This is a genomic window from Streptosporangium sp. 'caverna', from assembly GCF_003203775.1.
GTDB classification, from domain to species: domain Bacteria; phylum Actinomycetota; class Actinomycetes; order Streptosporangiales; family Streptosporangiaceae; genus Streptosporangium; species Streptosporangium subroseum.
In genome coordinates this window covers 6,977,042-6,991,322 of the sequence record NZ_CP029711.1, presented here as the reverse complement: position 1 = coordinate 6,991,322, position 14,281 = coordinate 6,977,042, and the positions used below count along the sequence as shown (strand labels likewise).

The 14,281-nt window shown below is 68.9% G+C and carries 14 protein-coding genes; 7 read left to right on the top strand and 7 right to left on the bottom strand.

Translation table 11 applies throughout. The annotated features are described in order from the left end of the window. Nucleotides 1-215 precede the first annotated feature (215 nt). Nucleotides 216-431 carry a winged helix-turn-helix domain-containing protein gene (locus DKM19_RS30525; RefSeq protein WP_239513664.1) on the bottom strand — a complete coding sequence of 72 codons (216 nt, stop codon included), beginning with the start codon at nucleotides 429-431 and terminating at the stop codon, nucleotides 216-218. A 252-nt stretch (nucleotides 432-683) separates the two neighbouring features. Here DKM19_RS30525 and DKM19_RS30520 point away from each other — a divergent pair, with 252 nt between their 5' ends. The 3 genes from DKM19_RS30520 (at nucleotide 684) to DKM19_RS30510 (ending at nucleotide 3,406) form a co-directional block, all read left to right on the top strand. After that, entirely contained in the window at nucleotides 684-905 is a 222-nt protein-coding gene (locus tag DKM19_RS30520; protein ID WP_110700347.1) for a hypothetical protein, read from the top strand. A gap of 96 nt (nucleotides 906-1,001) precedes the next feature. Beyond that, nucleotides 1,002-1,232 carry a hypothetical protein gene (locus DKM19_RS30515; protein WP_110700345.1) on the top strand — a complete coding sequence of 77 codons (231 nt, stop codon included), beginning with the start codon at nucleotides 1,002-1,004 and terminating at the stop codon, nucleotides 1,230-1,232. 413 nt (nucleotides 1,233-1,645) lie between these two features. Then, nucleotides 1,646-3,406: an immunity 49 family protein gene (locus DKM19_RS30510; RefSeq protein ID WP_204358316.1), complete on the top strand. Its 1,761-nt coding sequence runs from the start codon at nucleotides 1,646-1,648 to the stop codon at nucleotides 3,404-3,406. Here the strand turns inward: DKM19_RS30510 and DKM19_RS30505 are convergent. Beyond that, nucleotides 3,400-3,804: a DUF2809 domain-containing protein gene (locus DKM19_RS30505; protein ID WP_204358315.1), complete on the bottom strand. Its 405-nt coding sequence runs from the start codon at nucleotides 3,802-3,804 to the stop codon at nucleotides 3,400-3,402. The genes DKM19_RS30510 and DKM19_RS30505 overlap by 7 nt on opposite strands. Before the next feature lie 355 nt (nucleotides 3,805-4,159). Between DKM19_RS30505 and DKM19_RS30500 the strand changes: the two genes are divergently transcribed. Beyond that, nucleotides 4,160-4,927, top strand: a complete 768-nt coding sequence (locus DKM19_RS30500; protein ID WP_110700340.1) for an SDR family NAD(P)-dependent oxidoreductase — start codon at nucleotides 4,160-4,162, stop codon at nucleotides 4,925-4,927. Between the two features lie 205 nt (nucleotides 4,928-5,132). Then, entirely contained in the window at nucleotides 5,133-5,711 is a 579-nt protein-coding gene (locus DKM19_RS30495; protein ID WP_110700338.1) for an NADAR family protein, read from the top strand. On the opposite strand, the gene DKM19_RS49915 is transcribed toward DKM19_RS30495, so the two are convergent. Then, nucleotides 5,699-6,148: a hypothetical protein gene (locus DKM19_RS49915; RefSeq protein WP_162641891.1), complete on the bottom strand. Its 450-nt coding sequence runs from the start codon at nucleotides 6,146-6,148 to the stop codon at nucleotides 5,699-5,701. The two genes, DKM19_RS30495 and DKM19_RS49915, sit on opposite strands and share 13 nt — an antisense overlap. A 126-nt stretch (nucleotides 6,149-6,274) precedes the next feature. Here DKM19_RS49915 and DKM19_RS49910 point away from each other — a divergent pair, with 126 nt between their 5' ends. Together DKM19_RS49910 and DKM19_RS30485 are read left to right on the top strand one after the other, a co-directional pair. Then, nucleotides 6,275-6,418 carry a hypothetical protein gene (locus DKM19_RS49910; protein ID WP_162641889.1) on the top strand — a complete coding sequence of 48 codons (144 nt, stop codon included), beginning with the start codon at nucleotides 6,275-6,277 and terminating at the stop codon, nucleotides 6,416-6,418. A gap of 930 nt (nucleotides 6,419-7,348) precedes the next feature. Next, a complete protein-coding gene (locus tag DKM19_RS30485; RefSeq protein ID WP_110700334.1) occupies nucleotides 7,349-7,978 on the top strand; it encodes a DUF899 family protein in 630 nt (209 codons plus the stop codon). Between the two features lie 74 nt (nucleotides 7,979-8,052). On the opposite strand, the gene DKM19_RS49905 is transcribed toward DKM19_RS30485, so the two are convergent. The 4 genes from DKM19_RS49905 to DKM19_RS30465 all read right to left on the bottom strand — a co-directional run bounded on the left by DKM19_RS49905 (nucleotide 8,053) and on the right by DKM19_RS30465 (nucleotide 14,246). After that, on the bottom strand, nucleotides 8,053-8,415 hold the full coding sequence (locus tag DKM19_RS49905) for a DUF5615 family PIN-like protein (RefSeq protein WP_162641887.1): 363 nt from the start codon (nucleotides 8,413-8,415) through the stop codon (nucleotides 8,053-8,055). Continuing rightward, nucleotides 8,412-8,855, bottom strand: coding sequence for a hypothetical protein (locus tag DKM19_RS30475; RefSeq protein ID WP_110700330.1), 444 nt, complete (start codon nucleotides 8,853-8,855; stop codon nucleotides 8,412-8,414). Before DKM19_RS30475 ends, DKM19_RS49905 begins: the two co-directional genes overlap by 4 nt. A 120-nt stretch (nucleotides 8,856-8,975) precedes the next feature. Beyond that, nucleotides 8,976-10,262: a M1 family metallopeptidase gene (locus DKM19_RS30470; RefSeq protein WP_110700328.1), complete on the bottom strand. Its 1,287-nt coding sequence runs from the start codon at nucleotides 10,260-10,262 to the stop codon at nucleotides 8,976-8,978. A gap of 12 nt (nucleotides 10,263-10,274) precedes the next feature. Then, nucleotides 10,275-14,246, bottom strand: coding sequence for a Pls/PosA family non-ribosomal peptide synthetase (locus DKM19_RS30465; RefSeq protein ID WP_239513663.1), 3,972 nt, complete (start codon nucleotides 14,244-14,246; stop codon nucleotides 10,275-10,277). Nucleotides 14,247-14,281 lie beyond the last annotated feature (35 nt).

Here is a 14,281-nt window from a genome sequence, read left to right as displayed (position 1 = left end):
GCCCGTATCGGGGTGTGGCCATCAGTGATGGGGAATCGTGATCAGCTCCGGCCCTCGAAATTCGAGGCCCCAGAATCCACGCTGACGGCCTATTGCGGTCAGGTTGAATAGGGGGACCAGGGGCGGCCATTCGGTGCTCTCTGTGGTCTACGGGCGCGTCTAGGCGTATCTGGGCATGTGTGGACGTCTGTGAACGTGTCTCTTGGTCCTGTGGATCAGCTTTCGGCCTCGTCCTCGTCTGGGGGAGGGCCCACGAACGATCCCAGGCCTGGGACTGTGTAGATCAGGCCCTCGTCTCGGAGTTTCGCGATGATCTTCCGTGCGGTCCCGCGTGCAATCTCGAACTCCTGTTGCATCGCAGACTCCGCCGGGACGGGGTAGCCGCGTTTGTACGTGCCGGAGGCGATCCGCTTGCGAAGCACGTCGGCCACCTGGACCCACATGGGACGGTCGGGGCGATATTCGATCACCTCACGACCGTAGGCAGGCACTCACGTGCCACTCCATCCGTCTCCGTCTATGAACGCGCATATACGCGTATGTATGTGTGACCTACGGTCAAGGTATGAGCAACCTGGGCACCTCCCTAACGGCCCTCCTGGACGAGAAACCGGCCGTGATCTCGATCCACACATGCCGCTCGTGTGCGGCCATGTTCACCTGTGCCGGGCCGTGCCCGCGCTGTGAGGCCCGGCCTGCTCCCCGTCCTTGAGTGGACGCGGTACGTCCCGCGCGGCAACACGAGTCGCGTCCGGGCGTTCATCGTGCGCGGCGCGGTGGAGTACGAGCTATGCGCGGAGGGCGGTCAGATGGTGATCCGCCGGACGGTCCTCGTGATCTCGGAGGCCGCCCGGGGCCGGGTGAGCGACGCACAAGAGATCTGGAAGGCGATCGCCTCCGCGTGAGTCGGTGACGCCGGAGAAGTCAGCAGGGGAGAACGGCTGACAGGACGCCGGTTCCGGCGGAGCATGAGAGGTCCCCCAGAGACCCCCGGAGGTCCCATGCCGATCAGGCTTCGTCTGAGCAGTAAGGCCAAGACTGTCTATGTCGAGCACGGCGTGTGGTTCGACAGCAAGACCAAACACATCCACGTGACGATCCCCGGCGCGGAGGAGATCCCCGGGGCGGTGGGCGGACACTGGTCCTACTCCCGGAACACTGACCCCCGGCGGTACGCGTTCTATAAGGCCATTCTCCAGAGTCAGGGACGTTGGCCGGAGGGCCAGGAGTGAGGGCCTGACAGCCCTTGATCATCCGCTCTTACCTCGCGCGCCCGCGCGTGGCGGACCCTATGCGCGGGAGCCTTGGCCTTAGCCTTATTCGTGCGCTTACCGAGCATTTCCCCAGGTCAACGGGCTAATCCGTAAGCGCAAGAAGATCATCCATAAGTGCCTGGCCGTGATCGCTGCGCTTACGCCGTATCGCTGCCGTTGCAGTGCCGTAACGATACGCACTAAAGAATCGTGTGTCCTTCGGGCATGGTCTAAAAATCATACGGCTGGATCTTCCCTCCTCCTGGTGGGAGGGGCGTCCAGGTCGTTTGTCACAGATCGATCATGGATACTTCGCATTTCCCGACACACCATCAGCAATCGGAATGACTCCCCTAGGCTGGGGCCGCAGCGCGGATACGGGGAGCGGAACAGTGCGGATAGAGCGGCATCAGGTGGGCAGGGCCGTGGTTGCGGCGGCCCGCGAGGACTTCACCAACAGGATCGGTTCGCAGGTCCGTTCCATGTCGAAGGCCGGCCCGATGACCACCTACGAGTGGTGGCTGCTCTCCGAGGAGTTCCTCGACTATCTGTGCGCGCTCTCCGTCGAGACGCCCGACCTCGGCATTCCCGAGGCCAGGGCGGTCCTCGAGGACGCCACCGAGGCCGCCGCGGGTGCCGTGGCGTACGCCGCGTACTACCCGCACAACGACTTCCAGATCTTCCTCCACTATGTGAACTTCGGGCTGAACTACGAGTCCGGGTCCGAGGGCGGGCGGGAGTCCGTCACCGCGAACCAGTGGCTCGACGCCTTCTGCCTGGCGGTCCTGTCCGGCAAGGCCGAATGGCACAGGGAGGCCTTCCACTTCGCCCGCAAGCCGCCTCAGGAGGGCGGGGCCGGGCGTCCCGTCGTCGAGCTCATCAACGGCTTCATGGCGTATGTCCTCGGGGACACGGGGGACGACGACGCGGACTACCCGCCGTCCGGGGAGCAGAAGCTCGCCGCGCTCGACGCCGCGCTCGCCCGGATCCGCACTCTGGACGACGGGATCGGCGAAAACCTTCTCGACCGCCCGCAGAGCATCGCGCTCCGCGCCCTGCGCGCCTTGACCGCCGGTGACCCGGAGGCGTTCCGCGCGGAACTGGCCGAACTGCTGCTCCCGTACAGTGCCCTCCCCGGCCAGGGCGCCACGCTCCGCACCCTGCTTCCCCTCCTGCCGCTCGCCCTGGCCGCTCTCGCCTACCGCCGCGAGGGCTGGCAGCCGCCGATCGACACCGGCTATCTCCCGCGCGCGCTGGTGACCGGATTCGAGTCCGCGGGGCCACGGGTTCAGGAGTACGGCCGCAACAGGCGTCCGGAGGCGGTCGCCGAACTGGCCACCGGACCCGTGATGCTTGAGCGGCCGAAGAACCCCCAGCCCCTGAACCCGGAGAGCGTGGTCCTGGTCGAGCAGTACACCAGGGAGGCCTTCACGCCGGTGGCCGGAGAGCCGCTGAAGGTCTGGAGACTGTCGAGCGCCGTGGACTACCAGAAGAATCTCTTCAAATCCCGTGCCTCGCTGTCCGCCGATGTCACGGACCCGCAGGTGGAGAACCTGCGCCTCGCCTCCCAGCTGGGTGCCGCACTCTTCCGTATCACCCTCGCCGAGCCCGGCGCCGACGTCGACGTGACGATCGACGGCCGCGCAATCACCTACCCCGCGTACCACGGGGATGACGCCGGGCCCGGCCACTGGCACACCGCCGTGAACCTCGCCCTGATCACCGGCACCCGCGAGAACCTGGCCCCGCTCGTGCTCGCCGGCTCCACCGTCCTCAAGAAAGACAACTCCGCCTTCGCCTCATACCGCGAGGCCCTCCACGACTACCTGCGAGGCGCGGCCCCCGAACCCGCCACGGACCGAGCCGTCCGCGACTGTGACAAGGCCAGGTCCTGGGGCTTCTTCCCCCCGCCGGCCGTTCTGTTCTCGCAACTGGTCGAGGGCGATGAGGAGAGCTTCAATCTGGCCCTCCTCGACGCCCTCGACGCCCATCGCGACCACTACGCGGTCGCCGACCGCGCGGACGATCCCGACGCCGCGATCAACCTCGACGTCCTGGCCCTGACCTGCCACGCTCGCCGCCGGGGCTGGAACATCCGGGTCGTCTCCCCCTACCTGCCACCCCGTCTCCTTCAGGAGGCCAAGTTTCACTGACCGTGGCTCCGCTCTGTGGAGCGGATACGGCGGACGAGGGTGTGCGCCGCCGCCGTGAGGACGGCCCCGACGGTGTATGCCACGAGGTCGGCGGCGCCGAAGGTGCTACCCAGCACCAGCCTGGCCGCCACGCTGACCTCTGAGAGGGCGGCCGGTATGGAGGTCAGCTGGGCGAACTCGATCGCCCAGCTGAACGCCAGCGCGCCGGCCGCGGCCCGGACCGGCGAGACGCGGGGCCATACCAGCACGATCAGCGCGTACACGAGCACGGTGTAGAGGGCGTCACCGGCGTACTTGCCGAACCAGCCGTCGGTCAGCGCGCGGACGGTCAGTCCGGCCACGACGGTCGCGACCGCCGCGAGTACGGCGAGCAGGCGGGTGCGGAGGGCGGATGACACCCGCCCACGATAACGACCGCACGCTCCGGTCGCGCCGTCGTATCCGCGGGCGGCAACCTTGCGAGCTCGGCCGGAACGGCGACCCGCGCGGTTTTCTTCCGGGGCCCGGCCACGGCAGGCCTGACAGCCGCAGCGCATGATCGTTGACCTGATGGGGGCCGCCCGGTTGCCGCGGCTCCCGGGGCGGGCTCGGTTCCGTGGCCGTCGATGAGTGAACACCCCCTCTGACCTGGGAGATCGTTACTCCTTGGTACGAATCGCGCTCTCGCCGGCAGCCGGGGGCCGTGTCCGTCCTCATGGCGACGGTGATATCTTTGTTCGATATTTCGCGAACATCGAATGAATGGGATTTGTGATGACCGAGCGACAGAGCGCCCACCACCTCGCCGACCGGGTGGTGATCGTCACCGGAGCGGGTTCCGGGATCGGGCGCGCCACCGCGATCGCGTTCGCTCGGGCCGGGGCGCACGTCCTGGGCGTCGGCCGCCGCCAGGACGCGCTGGAGGAGACCGCCCGAGAGCATCCCGGCATCGTCACGCTCGCCGCCGACATCCGGGCCGAACACGCCCCGCAGGCGGTCATCGACGCGGCCGTTGACCGATGGGGCCGGGTGGACGTGCTGGTGAACAACGCCGGCGCCACCGCGGTGATGCCGCTGGCCGAAGCGACCGCCGCGCGTATCGGCGACCTGTTCGACCTCAACGTCACCGCCCCCAGCCTGCTCGCCGCCGCGGCCCTGCCCCACCTGCGCCGGACCCGCGGCTCGATCGTCAACGTCTCCAGCACCTACGGTCACCGGCCGCTGCCCGGCGCGGCCCACTACGCCGCCTCCAAAAGCGCTCTGGAACAGCTCACCCGCAGCTGGGCGCTGGAACTCGCGCCCGACCACATCAGGGTCAACGGCCTGGCTCCCGGCCCCACGGAGAGCGAGGCCCTGACCGCCGCCGGCCTCTCGCACTCCCTGGTCGACAAGATCAAACAGGACGAAGCCGATCGCATCCCTCTCGGCCGGCGCGGCCGACCCGACGAGGTGGCCCTCTGGGTCCTCCGGCTCGCCGACCCCGCCACAACGTGGCTCACCGGCCAGATCCTCACCGTCGACGGCGGCCTCGAACTGGTCTGACCCGTCATCGGCCGCAGGTGCTCCCAGAATCCAACGGCGGGGCCGATCCGGTCGTTCACACCACACCCCGGAGCCCTTGATGGGGCCGGAGGTCTCGGTCGAATTCGTCGATCAAGGCTCGGCGGGTGGGCGAGGGCGCGTTGCGGCGAGTGCGGCACGAATATTGCGGTGGTCGCTCGTGGTCGCCGTCTGGGATCGTGTGCGTATGTCGGAAGTGGCGAACGTGCGGGCGGTGGCCGATCTGGTCAGGGCGGCCGAGACGGGCGAACGGATCAAATACCTGATGTTCTGGGGGCATCGGCCGCCGAGTTCGGGAGGCGTCGGGGCGGGCTGCCTGTCGCAGTGGTGGCCGGCGGACTTCACCGTGGACGGGGTCGTCTACCGTACGGCCGAGCACTTCATGATGTCCGGGAAGGCCCGGCTTTTCGGCGACGAGGAGACTACGGCGGCGATCGTCGCCGCCGACCATCCCAAGCGGGCCAAGGACCTCGGGCGCCGGGTCCGCGGTTTCGACGACGACGTCTGGGCCGCCGCCCGCTTCGACCTCGTGGTCCGGGGCAATCTCGCCAAGTTCGGCCAGAACGACGACCTGCTCGATTTCCTGCTCGGCACCGGGCGGCGGGTGCTGGTCGAGGCCAGCCCGGTGGACCGCGTCTGGGGCATCGGCCTGGCGGCCGACGACGAGCGAGCCGAACACCCGGCGCGGTGGAACGGCCTGAACCTGCTCGGCTTCGCCCTCATGGAAGTTCGGCAGACCCTGATCCGAAACGATCAATCGGTGTGACGTCTCGTCACGGGCAAGGTGCTGCCATCTCCCGGGGGGATGGACCGGCACTCCGACCTGGTCAGAGCGTGGTAGGAGATCGCGGCGAGGAGCAGACCCAAACCCCACACGGTATATCCGAGCATCTCCATCAAGATCCGCCATAGTGGAGCTCCGACCCTGTTCCCCTGTCCCAGGAGGACCATCTCCGTCATCCCGGCGACACCGAAGTACCCGGTCAGACCGGCGCCCACGAACAAGGCCGGCCCAAGAACGAGCCATCGCGGCACGTTACGTCCGGCGAACGGCATTACCCATCGCGGCCAGATCCGGCCCCAGCGGTGCACCAACGCGAGCGGCAGCAGGGTGCCGGCGAGGATCAGCAGGACGACGAAGACCGAGAACGACCATCCGAGCGCTACGGGAAGCGGCCTGCCCGTCACAAGGTAATCGATCACCAATCCGCCCACGCGGACTGCGCAGCCAACGACCGTGGCATACCCCGCGATGTACGCCCATCGGGGAGCAGGGTCACCGCGTCGCGCGGGCGTGTGACCGGGGGCACGGCCGCAATGAGGACAAGCATGCCGGGCACGGCGCTGCTCAGCGATGGCGCCGGCCAGTGTCAGGACCCCGCCGACCACGCCACTGCCGCGCGTAAGCAGGGTTACCCAGTCGGCGTCAAGCTCGAATATCAGGGTCACGAGGCTGATGGCGAACATGAATGAGTACAAGAGCATCCCGGCGCCGGCCACCCAGCCAAGAACCACCAGCACCCACCGTGCGGTAGAGCTCCGGCGACGTCCGGCCCCGGCGCCGATCAGCAGACACACTGTCGCGGACAGCAGGGCAAGCCCCACCGGCGTCCAGGTTCCGGGGAAATACGATTCGCCGGGCGGCGGGAAGGACGGCGCGTGACCGAGCGCCCACCACACGTGGATCACGCCGTAGGCCGTGGTCCACGCAGCCCCCGCATAGGGCCACCATGCCGTCGATCTGGGAAGCACTCCAAACATGGCACAACAACAGCATTAACGACCTGAGAGGGCACTGAGGATTACTGAGAAAGTCCTGAGAAGGACAGGATCCCGGCGTATCGGAGATCTGGCCCGGTCTGGTCGTTTTGAGCCATAGGGCGAACGGGGCCGGTGATGTGCTCCGCTTTTTTCGGACAGCTGCTTGCCGGTTGACTCACGGTGCGAGTCGAACATGTCCGCCGCTGCGAAGCGAAGCCGCGCTCGTTCGGCGCAGGTATGCGTCGACAGGTATTCGCGATCCGGACACCTCATGTTCCAGGTCTGCAACCCGCACGAATGTGCCGCTCGGCCAGTCGCCAGGCGTGCGCAACCTCAGGCCTTCTTGATCGGTACTTCGTCGGCAGGCGAATCGACGTGCGACCGGAAAGGAGCTTGACAAATATTTATATATCATGTTTTTGCCGAGCGGGAATCCGAAGGTCGAAAAATTCGGAATGGCATGATAAAGCATGAAAATATAGCCACCATTGTCGTGCTTTCGACGAAGGCCGGCAAAGAAGGTAGTGCGACGGGACGTCAAAGATGGAGACCGCCCTCATCCCGCCGACACGCCCGCTGGTCTTACGGCAGGTCGCGGGTGTCATTCCGGGTTTTGTCGGCCTAGGGAGGCACAATTGGTGAATGGAGAAACCAGAGATTGTTTCAGCCGCGGACTGGCAACAGGCCCGCGACGAATTGCTCAAGGCCGAGAAGGAAGTCACTCGGGCTCAGGACGCGCTCGCCGCGCGGCGGCGGCGGCTCCCGATGGTCGAGTTCGCCAACGCGTACAAGTTCGACACACCGGTCGGCGCCAAGACCCTGCTCGACCTGTTCGACGACCGGGGGCAACTGGTCGTCTACCAGTTCATGGACAAGGGACCCGACCACTACTGCCCGGGCTGCACCCACTTCACCAACAGCGTCCCCGTGACCGGGCTGACCGAGCTGGCCGCGCGCGATGTCGCCTGGGTGACCGTGTCGAACATGCCGCTCGCCCAGATCGAGGCGTACAAGGCGCGGATGGGGTGGACGATGCCGTTCGTGTCGTCGCACGGCACGTCGTTCGCGGAGGACTGCGGCGCCGGTAGCGGCTTCATGCTCAGCGCGTTCCTGCGCGACGGTGAGGACGTCTACCGGACATACAGCACCACCTCCCGCGGCGTGGACCGGCTCGTCTTCGTCAACAGCATCCTCGACCTGACCGCGTACGGCCGGCAGGAGGACTGGGAGGACTCCCCGCCCGGATGGCCGCAGCACCCCACGTACGGATAGGCGACCCGTACGACGAGCGCCCCGGCCGGGGTGGCCGGGGCGCTCGTCGTCGCGACCATCGGGACTCGAACGCGTCAAACCAGCCAGTCCACCTGGCCGGGAACGGGCAGTCGCTCTTCGGAGAGGAGCTCGTCTAAGGCGTTGATCAACCGGCCGATCGCGGTCTTGGTTCTTGGGAAGCGGTGTGGACCGCTGTAGAGGAGACCCGCGCACGGGTGGCCTCCGTGGAGTCGCTGCGCTCGGAGGATCTCGAAATCACGGACATTCCCGGTGAGCAGGCAGCGCTGTTCCGCCACTGCCAGATCCAATACCTGAGGATCGGGAAGCCCTCGGCCCCCGGGACGTTCGACGATGGCGACGACGTCGTGTCCCCGGTCGCGAAGAATCTCGGCGAGCGAGGGTGGGAGCATCTCGTCCAGCAGTAGCCTGCCGCTCATGACGCCATCAGCCTCTGCTCCCGCCTCCGGCGCTCCTCCGCCTTCTCCGCGGCCGCGTCGGCTGCGGTGATCTGAGCGTCGATCTCGTCCGGGTAGTCCGACCAGTACCGGATCGCCGTTCTGACCTGGTGCTGGGGCAGTCCCGAGTATTCGGCGGTCATGACAACGATCTCATCGGCGGTCGCATCGGCCTCGGTGGCACGGGCCACCTTGATCGCTCGAATGACCTCCCAGACGTCGGGACCGCCGACGATCACTGCTCGACGGCCCGACGGGCCGGTTCGAAACAGCACACCCGGATGTTCCTCCATCCGGAGGGCCTCGGTGATGAGGAGGTTGGCGGCGGCGGAGACCGAAAGCCCCGGGTGTTCCATGGCGAACTTTGCGAGCTTGTCCAGAACGGCGTCCTCAAATTGGACGGACCGCGGTGTCGTTGACATGGCTGCAGCGTAAGTAAACGTAATCATCCGGTTTCGTTGAGTTCGTTGGTGGCAGGTCTGGCATATGGGTGAGGGCGGTTCGAGGTCTGCCTCCGGCTACGGGTTCGAGGTTCGTCCCGGTCAGGGGAGGGGTGGCAGGCGGGTGCCGTAGAGCCAGGAGGCGAAGAATCCGTCGTAGGAGCGCGTCGCGTACTGCAGCGCGAGGTCGAGGAACATGTCCGTGGTGACGTTCCCGTGGCGGTTCGCGGACGTCCACTCGCGCAGCATCGCGAAGAACGCCAGGTCGCCGACGACCCGCCGCAGCGCGTGCAGCGTGAGAGCGCCGCGCTTGTAGACGCGGTCGTCGAACAGCCGCCGGGCGCCGGGGTCGCCGAGCACGAAGTCCTGGGGGAGCGCCGACAGCCGCTGGTGGCAGCGGGCGGCGAGGGAGCCCGCTGACTCCCCGCCGGAGGCCTCCGACCAGATCCACTCCGCGTAGCAGGCGAATCCCTCGTGCAGCCAGATGTCGCGCCAGCCGGTGAGGGTCAGGCTGTTGCCGAACCACTGGTGGGCCAGCTCGTGGGCGACCAGCCGCTCCTCGCCCCGCAGGCCGTCCACGTGGTTCGCGCCGAAGATCGACATGCCCTGCGCCTCGACCGGGATCTCCAGCTCGTCGTCCGTCACCACCACGGTGTAGGACCCGAACGGGTAGGCCCCGAACCGATCGCTGAAGACCTCCATCATCTGGTTCTGCCGCCCGAAGTCGTACCGCGCCTTGGCGGCGATCTTGGCGGGAAAGGCCAGCCGCATCCGGGGGCCGAGCTCGGCCTGCTGGTAGCGGCCGATCTGCACGCTCGCCAGATAGGAGGCCATCGGCTCCGTCTGCTCGTACACCCACGTGGTCCCCGTCGCCTCCCGCCGCCTGGCGGTCAGGTCGCCGTTGGCGACCACCGTGTACGGCGAGGCCGTGGTCACCGCGATCCGGTAGGAGGCCTTGTCGTCGGGGCGGTCGTTGCACGGGAACCACGAGGGGCCCCCGATCGGCTGGCTGGCCACGATCACGCCGTCGGTGAGCTGCTCCCAGCCCAGCTCGCCCCAGAAGCTGGACACCGGGCGGGGACTGCCCGCGTATCGCACCTCGACGGTGAACGGCCCCGGGGCCAGCCGCCCCGGGGCCAGATGGAGCTTGCCGCCGCGATGGGTGAACCGCACCGCCTTGCCGTTGATCAGCACCCCGCCCACGCGGAAGGTGCCCAGGTCCAGGGAGAGGCGGCTGAGCGTCTCGGTCGCCACCGCCGACAGGCGGGCGGTCCCGCCGAGCCGGTTGGAGGCGACCCGGTAGTCCAGGGACAGGTCGTAGTGCTCCACCCGGTATCCGGCATTGCCGTGAGACGGAAAGTAGGGGAGGTGGGCAGTGCTCGGAACCACGTATTTCCTCTGCTAAGTGCGCTTGTTCCATGCCGCGATCGGGTTGCCGAACCAGCGCGTACCCGGCGGAACGGATTCACCGCGCATCACCAGGGACGCCGGTCCGACCGTGGTGTTGTCCCCGATCATCGCGGCGGGCAGGATCACCCCGTGCGGGCCGAGCGTCGCCCCGTCCCGCAGGACGACAGTATCGATACTCATGACCCGGTCATGAAACAGGTGGGTCTGCAACACGCAACCCCGGTTCACAGACGCCCCGTCGCCCAGGGTGATCAGGTCGACCTCGGGCAGCCAGTAGGTCTCGCACCACACGCCTCGGCCCACCCGCGCGCCGAGCGAGCGCAGCCACAGGTTCAGCGGCGCCGTGCCCAGCCAGCGCTGGGCGAACCAGGGCGCGGCGAGCACCTCCACGAAGTTGTCCGCCAGCTCGTTGCGCCACACGAACGAGCTCCACAGCGGCCGGTCGCCGACCGCGATCCTGCCGAGCAGGACCCACTTGGCCACGGTGGTGACCGCCGCGGCGAACACCCCGGCGCCGAGCACCACCACGCCGCTCAGCAGCGCCGCGACCACGAATCCGTACGATCCGGTCAGCCGTTCCAGGGCCGCGACCGCGAGCACCGCGACCGCGACCGTGCACATCACCGGAATGATCCGGCACAGCTCGACGGCGGCGCGAGCGATCTTCAGCCGCAGCGGCGGATCGTAGGTGCGGCTGCGGTCGCCGTCCTTCGACGCCCGGCGCAGCTCCACCGGCGGCATTCCCAGGTAGGACGATCCGGCCTTGGCCTTCTTCGGCGCGGCCGACAGCACCGCCACCAGGCCGTCCTTGGGCACCTTGCGTCCCGGCGCGGTCATCCCGGAGTTGCCGAGGAACGCGCGCTTGCCGATCCGCACGTGGTCGACCCTGAACCGCCCGCCCTCCAGCTCGTACGGGGCGACCATCGTGTCGTCGGCGAGGAACGCGCCGTCGCCCACGGAGGTCATCGACGGCAGTGCCAGCACCGTGGACAGCTCCACGTCCCGGCCGACCTTCATGCCCAGGGCACGTAGCCAGGCAGGGGTGATCATGCTTGCGTACAGCGGGAACAGCCAGACCCGCGCCATCGACATCAGCAGGCCCGTGGCCCACGCCTGCCAGGCCTGGCGGCTGTGCACCGGGTGGTAGCCGGCGTGCAGGCCGACGGCCAGCAGCCGCACCGAGGCCACGGTCAGCACGGCGTAGGTGGCCATCGAGACGACGGTGGCGAGCGGCACGCCGTACAGGATGTCGGTGAGGGACGCCGCGCCGTCGCGCAGGAGTACGGCGAGGCCGGGCAGCGCCGCGATCACCGGCATGAGGCTGAGCACCAGTGCCGACACGCCGTAGACCGCCACCCAGCGCCGCGAGCGCGGCGGCCGGACCGCGGCGGGCGGGCGGGCCTTGCCCATCCGGCTGGCGGGCGCGCCCGCCCAGCGTTCGCCGGAGGGCACCGAGCCCGCCACGGCGGAGCCGGGTGCGATCTGGGCGTTCTTGCCGACCCGCGCGCCCGGGAACAGGATCGTGCGGGCGCCGATCGTGGCGGAGGCACCGATCTTGATCTCGCCGACGTGCACCTGGTCGCCGTCGATCCAGTAGCCGCTCAGATCGACCTCGGGCTCGACCGCGGCGTATTTGCCCAGCTTGAGCATTCCGGTGATCGGCGGCGCCGAGTGGAGGTCGGCGTCGGCGCCGACCTGGGCGCCGAGAGCCCGGGCGTAGTGGGTGAGCCAGGGAGCGGTGGACAGCTCTCCCACGCCGAGCCGTTCGGCGAACTGCTCGGCGAACCACAGCTTCAGGTGGGTGGCCCCGCCTCGTGGGTAGGTGCCCGGCTTGAGCTCGTCCAGCAGGAGTTTGGCGCCCGTCACGGCCAGGGCGATCCGCCCGGCGGGGGAGACGAACAGGATCGCGCCCAGCAGCACCCACCACCATGAGACGGTCGGTGCCCAGGGTAAGCCGATCAGGTTGTTGAGCGTGGCCAGGCCGACCACCCAGCGCAGCGCGCCGACGCTCAGCAGCGGCACGGTGAGCACCGCCTGGAGGAACGCGGCGCCACGCGGCATCGGCGTGACGATCCGGTCGGTGGTCACGATCTCCGGAGCGTCAAGCGCGGACAGGTGTCCGGCGAGCTCGGGCAGCGTCGGATGATCGTAGATGTCACCCACGGTGACCGCCGGATAGCGGGTTCGCAGCGCGGAGACCAGCCGGGCCGCCGCGAGGCTGGTGCCGCCCTCGGCGAAGAAGTCGCCCTCGGTGCCGCCCAGGATGTCCAGCCAGCACTCCGCGACCCACGGGTCGACGTCGGGCACCGCGTCGGACAGCTCGGATTTCTTGACCAGCGGCCACGGCAGGGCGTCCCGGTCGATCTTTCCGGAGGTGCGTGTCGGCAGCTCGTCCACCAGGGCGAGCCGCGGGATCAGCGCGGCGGGCAGGCTGTGGCGCAGCCGGTCCCTGGCCTCCTCCTGGTCGAATCCCTCACCGGGCACGACGTAGCCGACCAGCAGCTGATGTCCGCCGCCGGTCGTGCGGACCGCGGCCGCCGCCCCGGAGACCCCGGGCAGCGCCTGCAGGGCCGCGTCCACCTCGCCCAGCTCGATCCTGCGCCCGCCCAGTTTGATCTGCTCGTCCGCCCGCCCGACGAAGAGCAGTCCCTCAAGCTCGGCTCGGACGAGGTCGCCGCTGCGGTAGGCCCGCTCCCAGCCGAGGGATTCGAGCGGGGCGTACTTCTCCGCGTCCTTGACCGGGTCGAGGTACCGGGCGAGCCCGACCCCGCCGATGACCAGCTCGCCGGTCTCGCCCATGGCCACCGGCCGGCCGTCCTTGCCGACGACGGCCAGGTCCCAGCCGGCCAGCGGCAGCCCGATCCGCACCGGCCCCTCGCCGGTCAGCGGCGCCGCGCACGCGACCACCGTCGCCTCGGTCGGGCCGTAGGTGTTCCACACCTCCCGCCCGGGTACGGCCAGCCGCTCGGCCAGCTCGGGCGGGCAGGCCTCGCCACCGAAGATCAGCAGGCGGACGTCGTCGAGCGTCTCGACCGGCCAGAGCGCCGCCAGCGTCGGCACCGTGGACACGACCGTGATGCCCATCTCGATCAGCCACGGTCCCAGGTCCATGCCCGTGCGCACCAGCGCCCGGGGTGCGGCGACCAGGCAGGCGCCGTACCGCCAGGCCAGCCACATCTCCTCGCAGGAGGCGTCGAAGGCCACCGAGAGCCCGGCCAGCACCCGGTCTCCGGGGCCGATCGGGTCGGCGGTCAGGAACAGCCGCGCCTCGGCGTCCACGAACGCCGCCGCGTTGCGGTGGGTCACCGCGACGCCCTTGGGCTTGCCGGTGGACCCGGAGGTGAAGATGATCCACGCGTCGTCGTCGAGCCCGGGGCCCGTGCCGCCGCCGGTCTGTGCCAGGTGCGCGGGGTCCGCCCCGGCGCCGCCGATGTGTGCCAGGTGTCCGGGGTCCTGCTGAGAGTCGCCGGGGTGTGCCAGGGGTGCGGAGTCCTGCCGGGCGTCGCCGGGGCGTGTCAGGGAGGCGTCGTCCGCCGGGGGCCGGTATTCGAAGGGAATGATCTTTTCGCCGTCGACGATGACCACGCGCACCCCGGCCTCGCTGAAGACCAGCTCGGCCCGCTCGTCGGGGTCGTCGGCGTCCACCGGCACGTAGGCGGCGCCCACGGTGAGCACGGCCAGGATCGCGACGTAGAGGCCGACGGTGCCCGACGGCACCCGCACTCCGACGCGGTCACCCCGCCCGACCTCGCTCTCGCGCAGCTCGGCGGCCAGCCGGTCGACCTCGGCCCGCAGGCCGGTGTAGTCGAGACGGATCCGTCCGTCGTCGAGCGCGGGGGCGTGGGGGTGCCGCCGGATGGTCTGGTCGAGGATGTCCAGCAGCGTTCTGGGTGGGGAGGCGCTCCTCCCCGCGAAGATCGCCGGTGCCTGGACATGATCGTTCTCAGTCGTAATCGGGTGCAAGGTATCTCCCAGTCGCACGACCGTGACTTGCGCCA